The 13,874-nt window shown below is 43.9% G+C and carries 10 protein-coding genes; 5 read left to right on the top strand and 5 right to left on the bottom strand.

Annotated elements, in window-relative coordinates; all coding sequences use genetic code 11:
• Positions 1-65 precede the first annotated feature (65 nt).
• The 5 genes from ACLI08_RS04050 to ACLI08_RS04030 form a co-directional block, all read right to left on the bottom strand.
• The gene (locus ACLI08_RS04050) at positions 66-719 is read right to left on the bottom strand and encodes an HD domain-containing protein (RefSeq protein ID WP_411427176.1); all 654 of its coding nucleotides are present in this window, start codon (positions 717-719) and stop codon (positions 66-68) included.
• A gap of 110 nt (positions 720-829) precedes the next feature.
• Positions 830-2,614, bottom strand: a complete 1,785-nt coding sequence (locus ACLI08_RS04045) for a tetratricopeptide repeat protein (protein ID WP_411427175.1) — start codon at positions 2,612-2,614, stop codon at positions 830-832.
• Between the two features lie 102 nt (positions 2,615-2,716).
• The gene (locus tag ACLI08_RS04040) at positions 2,717-3,409 is read right to left on the bottom strand and encodes a hypothetical protein (protein WP_411427174.1); all 693 of its coding nucleotides are present in this window, start codon (positions 3,407-3,409) and stop codon (positions 2,717-2,719) included.
• Positions 3,410-3,483: 74 nt separating this feature from the next.
• On the bottom strand, positions 3,484-4,755 hold the full coding sequence (gene serS / locus ACLI08_RS04035; RefSeq protein ID WP_411427173.1) for a serine--tRNA ligase: 1,272 nt from the start codon (positions 4,753-4,755) through the stop codon (positions 3,484-3,486).
• Between the two features lie 150 nt (positions 4,756-4,905).
• Entirely contained in the window at positions 4,906-6,042 is a 1,137-nt protein-coding gene (locus ACLI08_RS04030; protein ID WP_411427172.1) for an endonuclease/exonuclease/phosphatase family protein, read from the bottom strand.
• 140 nt (positions 6,043-6,182) lie between these two features.
• On the opposite strand from ACLI08_RS04030, the gene ACLI08_RS04025 reads away from it, so the two are divergent.
• From ACLI08_RS04025 to ACLI08_RS04005, 5 genes are all read left to right on the top strand, one after another.
• Positions 6,183-9,008 carry a carboxypeptidase-like regulatory domain-containing protein gene (locus ACLI08_RS04025; protein WP_411427171.1) on the top strand — a complete coding sequence of 942 codons (2,826 nt, stop codon included), beginning with the start codon at positions 6,183-6,185 and terminating at the stop codon, positions 9,006-9,008.
• A gap of 10 nt (positions 9,009-9,018) precedes the next feature.
• Complete coding sequence (locus ACLI08_RS04020; protein ID WP_411427170.1) at positions 9,019-9,621, top strand: choice-of-anchor J domain-containing protein; 603 nt, start codon at positions 9,019-9,021, stop codon at positions 9,619-9,621.
• A gap of 16 nt (positions 9,622-9,637) precedes the next feature.
• Complete coding sequence (locus ACLI08_RS04015) at positions 9,638-11,035, top strand: DUF5689 domain-containing protein (protein WP_411427169.1); 1,398 nt, start codon at positions 9,638-9,640, stop codon at positions 11,033-11,035.
• 168 nt (positions 11,036-11,203) lie between these two features.
• Positions 11,204-12,247, top strand: coding sequence for a ligase-associated DNA damage response exonuclease (locus tag ACLI08_RS04010; RefSeq protein ID WP_411427168.1), 1,044 nt, complete (start codon positions 11,204-11,206; stop codon positions 12,245-12,247).
• Complete coding sequence (locus ACLI08_RS04005; protein WP_411427167.1) at positions 12,244-13,848, top strand: ATP-dependent DNA ligase; 1,605 nt, start codon at positions 12,244-12,246, stop codon at positions 13,846-13,848. Before ACLI08_RS04010 ends, ACLI08_RS04005 begins: the two co-directional genes overlap by 4 nt.
• Positions 13,849-13,874 lie beyond the last annotated feature (26 nt).

Here is a 13,874-nt window from a genome sequence, read left to right as displayed (position 1 = left end):
CCATGCTATAAAGCTTTTTATTCATTTTAAAGGAAATTTCACCTGGAAAATGATTGTAAAAACAACTACAGCTCCCCGTCCCACTCGGCATAGAACTGCGCCAGGAAACCCTCCATATAATTGTGGCGTGCTTCGGCGATTTTACGTCCCGTGTCGGTATTCATGCGGTCTTTAAGCAGCAGAAGCTTTTCGTAAAAATGATTTATTGTAGGCGATACACTGTTTTTATACGCTTCCTTATCCATACCCATTGCGGGCTCTATGGCAGGGTCATACAACGGGCGATTTTTAAAGCCGCCGTAGTTAAAACAGCGCGCTATGCCAATGGCACCTATAGCGTCTAACCTGTCAGCATCCTGAACAATATCCAGCTCTTTACTGCTAAACTTCTTGTCAAAATTACCACCTTTAAACGATATATTTTCTATGATGGCCACCACGTGTAGTATGGTATCTTCGTCTACATTTTGGCTTTCCAAAAACTCGCGGGCTATACGAGGCCCCACAGTTTCGTCGCCGTTATGAAACTTGCTGTCGGCCACGTCATGCAGCAGCGCACCAAGCTGTACCACCGTAAGGTTACAGTCTTCTCCCCCGGCGATATTAAGGGCATTGTTATATACGCGTTGGATATGAAACCAGTCGTGCCCCCCCTCAGCACCCTGAAGTTGTTGTTTTACAAAGTTTATGGTGTTGTGTATAAGGGCGGCGTTGCTCATAATTGTTGTTCTTTTTAGGAATACAAAAATACACCCTTCTTTTAAACCCACCGCACAAAAAAGCCCGGCTTTGTGTTAAAGCCGGGCTTGTATAGTGTGTATAACTGTGGTTAACTGCTTTGTGCATCGCCACGCAGTATACGGTACTGTTTACGGGCTTCTATAAAGTAAATACTGTCTTCGTGTTCAAAAATCATCTTCTCGTAAAGCGGCTTGGCCTTATCGGGCTGATTGAGCTTTTTACTATATATTTCTGCTGAAAAAAACAGTGCTTCGTCTATATAAATGCCGTCTTTGTATTTATCTATAATTTCGGCATAGCTTTGCAGAGCAAGGTCGTACTGCCCCATGCTTTCGTAAATGCGGCCTATGCGCAGCAGGGTTACGTCTTGTATACTTTCGGTTTTATCTGTAGCGCGTAGGTCTTTAAACATTTGCAAAGCCTCTGCCTTTTTATTTTGATACAGCTTAAAATCGGCGCGGGCAAACTTTTTAAGCGCCACCTGCAGGCTGTCTTCCACCGTATTGTCGCTAATAAGCAGGAACAACTCCATGGCATCGTTAGCTATAAGTTGAGACGCGCTCGACTTTAGTACGCCAAGCTGTTTTTGCGCCCATTCAAAATCGCCCTTAAAATAACTGGCACGCGCTACCCTAAAGCTCGCCTCGTTACCCACAGCGTCGTTTTTAAGGTCTTCCTGTATTTGGGTATAATACAAAATCGCCTGGTTAAACTTTTCACCTGCCAGTAAAATATCGCTCATTTTCATTTTTACCTGTGCCTGCTGAAACTTATTAAGCGGCATTTGCAGGGCACGGTCTAAAGTGGCCAGAGCTGCCGTGCTGTCTTTAAGCTGAAACGCTTCGAAGTCGGCTTTCAGTACCTGCAATTTAAGCGAACCCGGCGTAGTGCCAAACTTTTCTAAATCGGCCGCTATACGCTGGCTGATGAGCGGCAGGGTAGCATCGGTTGCGTTTTTTATATCTATTTGCAGCACATAATATTCTGCATCTATAAGCAAATCGGTTTCTGTGGTGTTTTGGGCCACAAAGTCGAAAATCTCTTTTGCCGTGGCATCTTCCTGCTCCTCGGCAGCCAGGCGGCCAAGGTTTACAATATTAATAAACAGGTCAGGGTTTCGGCGATATACCGCTTTTTGCTGTATAAAGGCCTTACCGTATTCTTTTTGCTGCACAAAGAACCAGCTCAGGAATTCGTTCCAAAACACATCCTGTGATTTTTGTGTTTGCAGCAGCAGAGCTTTACGAAGCAGGGAATTAAAATTGTCGCTGGTGTTTTCCTCGTTCATAAACCGCGAAAGCTGACTCTGTACCACCACCAGGTTTTGCGGGTTTTGGTAAGAAAAACTCAGTAACTTTTCTATCATGGGTTCTATGTTACCCAGCTGACCCTGCAAAAGTGCCATTTGGTAATCAAAGTTCATGTTAGGGTTAGCGGCATTGGCGGCCTGGTACGTGGCAAGGGCTTCTTTTATAAGCACTTTTTTCTCGAAAGCGTTAGCTATCATGTACACGTTACCTGGATTTTTTGTTACCGCATCTACGGCCTCCTTGTAATAACTGTCGGCTTTCGGCTGATTTTTTTGCAATTGGTAATTGTAGCCCAGGTCTACCAGCAGCAACGGCATTTTTACGAGTTCCAGCTTATCTTTAAGTAGCTTTTCAGCCTTATCATACTGTTTAAGCTGCTGGTAGCACTCCGCAAGTTTTTGCGCAAAAAATGGGTTGCGCGGCTGCGCCTTATCCAGGTCCTGGTAAATAATAGCGGCTTTTTCAAACTCGCCTTTTTCAAAATAATTTTGCGCCAGTTGCTCGTTTTGGGCAAAAGCCGCAACCGAGAACAAAAAGGCGATATATAGGAATAATTTTTTCATACAACAAACAACCTGCTAATAGTGTACCAAACATAAACGCCTGAAACAGCAGTTTTAGCGCAGGCAACAAACAAATATACCCATTACACCCGAAATAACGCGCTAAAAATTAAATTCCTTGCCGGTAATGCCTTGCATATCCTGTAGCTTTATGGGTACCGGGAGTTTTATTGTGGTTGTTTTGCTTACGGGATGGTTCAGCTTTTGGTCGAACTCATTGCCACCTGTAGTAACGATTTTCTTTTTAGTTAGGAAATTGATGCTCTCGTTAAAAATATCGCCGGCAGCTCTATGCATGGAAAATTCATCATAACCGATAAGGATAAAATTATCTTCCTGAAAACGGAACTTGTATGTAGAACTTCCCGCATACCAACTACCGCAACTGGACCAATTGCCGAACCTTAGATGTAACACCTGTTTTTTAATACGGAAATCTTCTCCTGCTGAAAAAGGGTCTGTAACACAAGGTGCTTCCGCAATATGCTCGCTGGGTATAAACTTCTTATTGATAAGCTTCAGCACATAGCCACCACTTTCCTGAAACAGTATAAGTAAATGGCGCGGATTGGTATTAAGTTCCTTTGCGCCTAGACCTTCCTCATTTTTTATAATATTGACCGGGTCAGTATTTTCTATGACTATGGCTGCATCATCCAGCCCATCTTTGTTAAGATCGCCAGTTGCTTTAGCCAAAAGTTTCCACCCTGTGGGCACATAGCTCTCCAACGGTTTTCCTTGTGAATAAACCATTGAAAAGAAAAGAGATAACAGTATGATTAATTGGTTTTTCATTCACTAAAGATATAAAAAAACCTGCCCTATAATTTAGGACAGGCTTCTTATAAAAATACTATTACGGATAAATATTAATCTATAATATCAAAACCGGTGTAGCGCCTTAGCACTTCTGGGATTACAATACCCTCAGGAGTTTGATAGTTTTCCAGTATACCGGCAAGTACACGTGGCAATGCCAGTGAACTACCGTTTAGGGTATGTGCCAGCTGGTTTTTACCTTCCTTATCGCGGAAACGCAGTTTTAGCCTGTTACTTTGGAAGGTTTCAAAGTTAGACACTGAGCTGATTTCAAGCCAACGGTCTTGTGCGGTAGAATACACCTCAAAATCGTAGGTAAGCGCCGATGCAAAGCCCATATCGCCACCACAAAGGCGTAATACACGGTACGGAAGTTTTAGCTCGTCTAATATATTTTTTACGTGATCTACCATACCGTCCAGCGCAGCGTAGCTGTTTTCCGGTTTTTCTATACGCACAATTTCTACCTTATCAAACTGGTGCAGGCGGTTAAGGCCACGCACGTGGGCACCCCATGAACCTGCCTCGCGGCGGAAACACGGTGTATAGCCTGTACACATAACAGGGAGGTCTTTTTCCTCCAGGATTACATCACGGAAAATGTTTGTAACCGGAACCTCTGCCGTAGGAATAAGGTACAGGTTATCGGCAACGGCATGGTACATTTGGCCCTCCTTATCAGGAAGCTGGCCAGTACCATAACCAGAAGCTTCGTTTACCAGGTGTGGCACCTGGAACTCGGCATAACCGGCATCGGTATTTTTATCCAGGAAGTAAGAAATCAGGGCACGTTGCAGCTTAGCTCCCTTGCCTTTGTATACCGGGAAACCGGCACCTGTGATTTTTACACCCAGTTCAAAATCTATAATGTCATATTTTTTAATCAGGTCCCAGTGTGGTACCGCACCTTCGTGCAGCGCAGGGATTTCTCCGCTGCGGTATACCTCCAGGTTTTCTTCCGGTGTTTTACCCACCGGCACTATATCGGCAGGGGTATTTGGCAACTTGTACAGTGTTTCTGTAAGCTGTGCGGTAGCCGCAGCAAGAGTTTCTTCCAGCTCTTTTGCTCTTTCCTTGTACTGGCCGGTTTGCTCACGCATGGCGGTTGCCTCGTCTTTTTTACCGGCTTTCATAAGTTCGCCTATGCTACGCGACAGCTTGTTAGACTCGGCAAGTATGGTATCCAGCTCTACCTGTGTGGACCTTCTTTTCTCGTCCAGAGCTATAACTTCATCAACAAGCGGCGTGGCATCAAAATTACGTTTTGCCAGGGCGCTGATTACTTTCTCACGGTTGTCCCTAATAAATGCTGTCTGTAACATTGTGTAAAAATTTTATAATGTGGGCAAATTTAGCGATTTGTTTTTAAACCATAGGTAACAATTATCAGGCTAATCACATGGTTTTTTAACATTTTTACCAATAAAAAACCCTGCCTTACGGCAGGGTTTGTATGTACTTATAATCTGGATTTATTTAAGTTCTTTTATAAAATACAGGTATACCGCGAAGTGGTCACTGTAGCCTACCTCTCCGTTAGAGTTCCTTAGCGGATATCCTTTAAACGCACCCGACGGTTGTGTAAGGTAGGTTTTGTTATATACGCCTGCTTTCCAGTAACGGTATGATGTGTAATCTTTTTTAAGTAACGGTTCTGTAATAATCATTTGGTCAAACAAGTCCCATGCATCGCGGTGTGCCAGGGTACCTATGCCTTTTTCGCTCATAGGGTACATAGGGTTATACAGCCCGCCCGGTTTTACATCATCGCGGTTACCCTTTGCGCCAAGCACCTCTTTTACGCTGGCGTTGTAAGGGCCATCGTTAAGGTCGCCCATGGTAACCAGCTTCAGGTTAGGATTTTTTGCGTAGAGCGAATCTATTATCTTTTTGTTTAGCGCGGCGGCAGCCTCACGGTTAGGGGCACTCTTTTTTTCGCCTCCAGAGCGCGATGGCCAGTGGTTTACCACAAAGCTTACCTCTTCGCCATCCAGCAGGCCAGTTACTACAAGCTGGTCACGCGTGTAGATGCGCCCGCTGTAATCTACATTTATGTAAACAGACATTTCTTCCTCAGTCTTACCCGTATTTTTACCTTCAGCAACCTGTTTTTCAACCTCTTTCTTTTCCTTTGCTCTTTCCTTATCGAATATCATTAAAGGAACTTTTTTGTAACTTAACGGCTTAAATACGCTTTTACGGTACAGCAGCGCCACATCTATACCCCTTTTATCAGGGCTGTCAAAATGGATAATGCCATAGCCTTTACTGGCTAGTAGTGGCTGCTTAATAAGATCTTCCAGCACACCGCGGTTTTCTATCTCGGCAAGGCCTATAACAGCCGGTGGCTGAGGGTTTTCGCCGCTACCCAGCTCGCTTAATACGCGCGAAAGGTGTTGCAGCTTCAGTTTGTACTTGGTGCCTGTCCAGTGCATGTTACCATCGGGCAGCCATTCTTCGTCGTTGTTTGGCCCGTTTATGGTGTCAAACAGGTTCTCTACGTTGTAAAAAGCTATGGTTTGCACCTTGTACTTTTTATCCTGTGCGTTTCCTGTGCTTATTGAAAATACTGCAAAAAGCAGGAAAAACAGGGCGATTTTTTTGTTCATTATCAACAAATATTAATTTAACATCAATTTTTATAACAAATGGGGTGCCAAAAGTAAATAATATTTTGGAAATGATGTACCTTTGCCGCCGTTAAGAAATTTTTAACTTAACAAAGGAAAGAAATAATTTAAATTTATCTATGAAAAAACTCGTACTCAGTCTTTTATTCGTAATGCAGGTTGTATGTGCATGGGCGCAGCAAGCAGCATCGGTACAGGGTAAGGTGGTTGAAGCTAAAACGCAGAAACCCATTAAAAACGTAGTAGCCACAATAGAGGCTACAGGCCAAACCGCGGTTACAAACGCAGATGGTGTTTTTGTGTTTAACGACCTTGTGGCCGAAAGTCATGAAATTACAGTAACCACTGCCGGTTTTGTACCACAAACATTTAGTGTTGTGGGTGTTGCCGGTAAAACAATTGACCTTGGAGTAATAACACTGGAAGAAGATGTTACCTCTGAACAACAGCTGGGCCTTATAACCATTACAGATAATGACCTGGGTGACGATAACAGCGGATCGGACAACACAGCCGGACTGCTACAAAGCTCTCGTGATACCTACCAGCAGGCTGCTGCCTTTAACTGGGGACAGGCTCGTTTCAGGATTAGAGGTTTAGATAACGCTTACGGTACTACTATGCTAAACGGTGTGGTAATGAACAAACTGTATGACGGAAGGCCACAGTGGAGTAACTGGGGTGGCCTTAACGACGCTACACGTAACCAGGAGTTTACTATGGGTTCTGCACCGTCTGACTATACATTTGGTAACATACTGGGTACTCAGGAAATAAACACGCGCGCCAGCATTTACAGGCCGGGCGTAAGGGTATCTTACAGTGGTACTAATACAAACTACAGCTGGAGGATGATGGGTACCTACGCATCTGGACTACGTGCTGACGGATGGGCGTACACCATTTCTGCTTCAAGAAGGTGGGCTACCGAAGGATATTTTGAAGGTACTAACTATGCAGCAAATTCATTCTTTGCCAGCGTAGAAAAAAAGATAAACAGCAAGCACAGCCTTAACCTTACCAGCATTTATGCACAGAACAGGCGCGGTAAAAACTCACCAAACTCTGACGAGGTAACGAGGCTTGCAGGTGAAGAGTACAACTCTTACTGGGGATGGCAAAACGGCAAAAAACGCAACAGCCGTATGAAAGATATTGAAGAGCCTATTATTATGCTAAGCCACTACTGGAACATTAGCGAAAGTACTTCATTAAACACTAACGTATCTTACCAGTTTGGTAAAATAGGAAACAGCCGTCTTGATTATCAAAACGCAAACAATCCTGACCCTACGTACTACCGTAACCTGCCTAGCTACTTTACATCTATGTACACAGAACAGGGAGATTACATAGGTAACCAGGCGCCTCAGGTGGCTGCTGCAGCAAGTGCAAATTTCCTTAAAAACAGGCAACTTGACTGGACTGCACTTTACCGTGCTAACATGAACACTGCTACCGGACGCAGCGCATACGTTCTTTATGAAGACCGTACAGACGACAAGACATTTACTGCAAATACAATACTTCGTTCTCAGCTTGCCGACAACATTTCTATGAACGGTGGCGTTACATACAGAAGGCTTAAATCGCACAATTTCCAAAACTTACTAGACCTTCTTGGAGGCCAGTTCTACTCAGATATAGACAACTTCTATCAGGGTGATTTCTCTCAAAGCGACCTTAACAACCCTAACAGGCAAGTAGGTGTGGGAGATACTTTTGGTTACAACTATAATCTTTGGGCTAATGTTGTAGATGCGTTTACCCAGTTTAAATTTAACTACAAGAAGTTTGATTTTTACCTTGGCCAAACCTACTCTAGGAGCGAATACTACAGAGACGGTCTTTACAGGAACGGTATCTACGCTAACAACTCTTTTGGCAAGAGCCAAACAGTTACTTTTGAAAACTTTGGTTTTAAAGGTGGACTTACTTACAAAATCAACGGCCGTAACATGATTGTACTAAATGCAGTACGCATGACACAGGCGCCTACCCTGCGTAACACATTCCCTAACGCAAGGATAAACAACAGTATAGTAGACGGTATTACCAGCGAAATTGTAAGCGGTGGAGATATTAACTACGTTATAAGGGCTCCTAAACTTAAGGCACGCCTTACAGGTTTCTACAACACTACTCAAAACTCAGTAGAAACTTCATTCTTCTACGGTGAAGGTATATTTGAGGATACCAGCAATACCGGTGAAGATAATGCGTTTGTAGCAGAAACAGTTACAAACATAAGCAAGCGTATGATGGGTGGAGAATTTGGTATAGAATACAACCTAACCAGTACTATTACTGTAAAAGGTGCAGCATCTATAGGCCAGTACATATATACTAACAACCCTAACGTATCTGTAAACAACGATGCACTTGCAGTAGAAGACGCTTCTGGTGTAGGTACTATAGCCGGTGGTTCTCCTGTAACTACTGTAGACTTTGGTAAATCATACCTTAAAAACTACAAATTACCTGGTATGCCAGAGCAGGCTTACTCTGTAGGTGTAGAATACCGCGATCCTCACTTCTGGTGGGTAGGCGCTAACGCTAACTACCTTGCAGACCGCTACGTAGATGTATCTGCACTATTAAGAACATCTAACTTCTTTAAAGACCCAGCTACAGGTGTTGCTTTTGACAACATAGACACAGCGCTTGCAAACAGGCTACTAAAACAAGAAAAATTTGACCCTATTACCCTTATTAACATTCAGGGTGGTAAGTCTTGGAGGATAGGCAAGCAAACAGTAGGTTTCTTTGCAAGCGTTAACAACGTATTTAACGAGATTTACAAAACAGGCGGTTTTGAACAAGCAAGGAAATCAAACTACCAAAACCTTAGCCAGGATGTACTAAGCGGAACTCCTGCTTTTGCTCCTAAGTACTTCTACGGTTTCGGCAGAAACTACTTTGTAAACCTTTACATAAACTTCTAATTAAATGGCTATGAGAAATATTTTTAAGGTTTTATTATTATCTGCAGTAATAGCCCCGGCGGTTGTTAGCTGCGATGAAGATACGCAATTACCTGCATACGTTCCGGTTAAGGTGTCTCAAACCTTTTCTAAGGGCGAAGACAATTCACTTCTTGCTATTAACGGTTGGACAAACTACAACGAAGCGGGTAACAAGAAATGGATGATACAGGTGTATAGCGGTAACGGTTATGCAGAGTTTAACCCGTACTCGTCTGGAGATGCCTCTAACGTAGGATGGTTAATAACTCCTGTACTTGATCTTAATGATGGTAAAGACCACAAACTTAACTTTAAAGCTTCGCAGAGTTATGTATCGTCAAGCGCTAACAAACTTGAGGTACTTATATCTAAAGATTACGACGGTACCAATGTAACTGCAGCTACCTGGACACCGCTAAGTGCTACCCTGCCTACTACAAGCTCTAAGTACTTTGAGTTTATAAACAGTGGCGATGTAAACCTTGCTGCATACACAGGTTCTAAAGTACACATTGCATTTAAAGTTACAGGTTCTGGTACTAACGCTGATTTAGACGGCTCTTACCAGATAGACAACGTGATTGTACAATAATCTCAAAAAAATGACTATGAAACATTATATAAAATCAGCAGTATTGGCGCTTGCCGTTTCAGCTTCTCTTACAAGCTGTATAGATGAAGACTTTGGCGTACCAAATATGAACTGTGTAGATCCCGGAATTACAGCAAACAAGAGCGTAGCCGATGTAAAAGCTGTAACACCTACGGCATACGCAAAATACGTTCCGGACGACGTTATTGAAGGTTATGTAACATCTAGCGATGAAGCAGGTAACTTCTTTAAGGCTGTTTACTTTCAAACCAAACCTGCAGACGGTTCTGCTCCGGTAGGTTTTACAGTAGCTATAGACAAAACAACTCTTTTTGGTGATAATTTTTATCCGGGCCGTAAGGTGTACGTAAAACTGAAAGACTTATACACCATGCTGCAAAACGGTATCCTTTCAATAGGCGACCAGTACAGCAGCAACGGGCTTGATCCTCAAAATCCTTCGGTACAACTTGCGTTTGGCCGTATCCCTGAGTACAAGTACGCTAAGTACGTAGTACCATCTTGCGAGGAAGTTAGCGAAGAGCAGCTGGTAAGAGAGTTAACCCTTACACAGGCGCTAAACGACGCTAACCTTGGTACGCTTATAGAACTTAAAAATGTACAGTTTGCAGATGCAGAGGTAGGAAAAACATACTTTGAAGATAACATTTCTGCTACTGCAGGTGGTGCTACAAACCGCTTAATTACAGATGCATCGGGTAATACACTGGCATTCCGTACCAGCAGCTACGCTAATTTTTCGGGTAATAAAATCCCTTCACAAAGCGGAAACATCCGTGGCGTACTTACAAAGTATGGCAGCGACTACCAGTTCTTTGCACGCTCTAAAGAAGATATTAAACTAACTAATGATGTAAGGATAGACCCGGCTCCGGCAATTGTAGGTACAAACCTTGTATACGGTGCGTTTAACGAAACATTTGAAAGCTACGCTTTAAACGCTTCTACATTCCCTAATGCAATTAATGATGCTGTTGTAGGTAATTTCTACTGGCAGGTAAAAACCTTTGGTAATAATAAGTACATACAGTTTTCAGCTTTCAGAAATACATCTGCTGCAAACAGGGTACTTTATATAGTTCCGGCTAACTTTACTACGAACAAAAACCTTTCGTTCCAGACCAAAGACGGTTATAGTAACGGAGACGTGCTAAAAGTATACTACAGTACTAACTATACACCGGGCGGTAACATAAACGATGCTACCCTTGTAGATATTACTAATAAATTTAGCATTGCTTCTGGTAGTTCTAACGGTTACGCTACTAACTTTACAAACAGTGGTACTTATGCTATACCGGCTACCGGCCAGGGTTATGTAATATTTGAGTATACTGGTTCTGCAACCGGTGTTACTACTACTATGCAAATAGACAACGTAAAACTACAGTAACAGTTTTACCAAAATAAAATCTAAGAACGGCTTCCTGTAAAAAGGAAGCCGTTTTTGCTTTATGCCACACGGGTTAAATCTTACGTAAACAAACGTTAAACTTGGCAAAAGCTATGCTGTTAACAATAGCGCAGGTTGTATCTTTATTGGTACAAAAACCTAAACCTAATGAGGCAACCCCTGCTTGCATTTAACGATAAAGGCATTTACTGCGCACAGGCCGATGTATACCTGGATCCGTGGCGCGCAGTACCAAAAGCCATTATAACCCACGGGCACAGCGACCATGCGCGTTGGGGGCACGGCAGCTATATAACCCATCATCAAAACGTGCCCATCATACAACACCGGTTAGGTGATATAATAGTTACCGGGAAAAACTGGGGAGAAACCTTTACCATAAACGGGGTTACTTTTAGCTTTCATCCGGCGGGGCACATTATAGGCAGCGCACAGGTACGGGTAGAATACAAGGGTGAAGTTTGGGTTTTTACAGGGGATTACAAAACTGAAGACGATGGCATTAGCACACCTTACGAAGTAGTAAAGTGCCATACTTTTATTACCGAAAACACCTTCGGGCTTCCGGCATTTAAATGGTTGCCACAGGCAGAGGTAATGGCCGATGTGAATGCGTGGTGGGCACAAAACCGCGCCGAGGGTCAAACCTCGGTTATTTTTGCCTACACACTGGGTAAGGCACAGCGTATTCTAAAATACCTGGATCCCTCCATAGGGAAAATATGCACACATGGCGCAGTAGAAAACATGACTAACGTGCTTCGGCCTATGATTACTTTCCCGGAAACTACACTCATTACAAGAGATACAAAAAAAGAAGACATAGCAGGCAGTATCGTAATTGCACCGCCCAGCGCACACGGCACACCCTGGATAAAAAGGCTTACCCCCTACGTTACCGGTTCGGCAAGCGGATGGATGGCCTTTAGGGGCGCACGTAAACGCCGTGCCATAGACAAGGGGTTTGTAATGAGCGACCACTGCGATTTTCAGGGACTGCTGGAAAGCATAAAAGCTACCGGAGCCGAAAAAATAATATGCACCCATGGCTATAGTGATATTTTTAGTGCCTACCTGCGCGAAATGGGCTACGATGCCCGTACAGAGCACACCCAGTATGAAGGTGATGAGGGCGAGGTGGAAGCTGTTGCCAACCCCGAAGCACAGGATACGGAAGGAGGTGCCCTATGAAACTTTTCGCAGAGCTCATAAAAACGCTGGACAGCAGCAATAAAACTAATGTTAAGGTAGATGCCCTTACGCAATATTTCCGTACGGCAAGCGATACCGACAAGGTATGGACCATAGCCATACTGTCGCACCGCAGGCCTCCCCGTCCGGTAAACACCACATTGCTACGCTTGTGGGCGGCAGAGCTGGCTAATATTCCGCTGTGGCTGTTTGAAGACAGTTACCACATAGTGGGCGACCTCGCCGAAACCATAGCGCTTGTTATACCTAACTCTACTGACAATTCTGACAAAAGCCTTACCGAGTTTGTGCAGGAAATGATACACCTGAAAAAGCAAACCGATGAATATAAAAAAAACTATTTACAGGAAAACTGGCTCAGACTGAATTACTACGAACGGTTTGTTTTTACAAAACTGATTACAGGGAGTTTCCGCATTGGCGTAAGCCAGAAACTAATGACCCGTGCGCTGAGCCGTGCAACTGGTGTAAATGAAGATGTACTGGCGTACAAACTTATGGGCGAATGGAATCCGGACACGGTTAGTTTCCGGGATTTGGTCTTAGAAGAAAAAGCCGGCGATAACCTCAGCCGTCCGTACCCATTTTACCTGGCACACGCCATTGAAAACGAACCGGCAGACCTGGGCAATGTAGCCGACTGGAGCGCAGAACACAAATGGGACGGCATACGCAGCCAAACCATACTAAGGAACGGGCAACTGTTTATATGGAGCCGCGGAGAAGAACTGGTAACCGATAAGTACCCGGAGTTTAACAGCTTTATGGGCATTATACCCGATGGTACTGTTATAGATGGCGAAATCCTGCCGTGGATAGATAATACCATAGGATCATTTAACGACCTGCAAACCCGTATAGGCCGAAAAACAGTAACCCCTTCCCTACTGAAAAAAACACCGGTAATCATTCGGGCTTATGATTTGCTGGAGTGGAATGGCAAGGATATAAGAAACCTGCCCTACACGGAGCGCCGGGCTTTGCTGGAACAGCTTTATAAAAATGTGGCCGACTACGCGCTGCCATTACAACTTTCAGAACGTATTACACTAACCGAGTGGGAGCATGCGCTTCATGAAAAAGCCAAAGCCCGCGACCTGCGCAGCGAGGGGCTTATGTTTAAGCGAAACGATTCGGTGTACGGGGTGGGCAGGAAAAAAGGCGACTGGTGGAAGTGGAAGTTGGACCCTTTTAGCATAGATGCCGTGCTTACCTACGCCATGCGCGGCCATGGCAGGCGAAGCAACCTTTTTACAGACTATACTTTTGCGCTTTGGGAAACCAAAGATGATGGCACTAAAGAACTGGTAACCTTTGCTAAAGCATACTCAGGGTTAACCGATGCAGAATTCAGGATGGTAGATGATTATATAAAGAAAAACACCCTGGAACGTTTCGGGCCGGTAAGAAGCGTAACCCCAAAGCTGGTTTTTGAAATAGGCTTTGAAGGTATATCGTTATCCGGCAGGCACAAAAGCGGTATAGCTACACGTTTCCCACGTATACTACGCTGGCGCCATGATAAGGCTATAGAAGATGCCAATAGCATTGAGGATTTAAAAGCAATGATACCAAAATGAGTCATAAAGCTGTAAAGTCGAAAGTT

Origin of the sequence: Flavobacterium sp. RNTU_13 (assembly GCF_046614455.1) — a bacterium.
Lineage (GTDB): Bacteria > Bacteroidota > Bacteroidia > Flavobacteriales > Flavobacteriaceae > Flavobacterium.
Note: the sequence above shows the minus strand (reverse complement) of the source record. Positions and strands in the feature narration are given on the sequence as shown.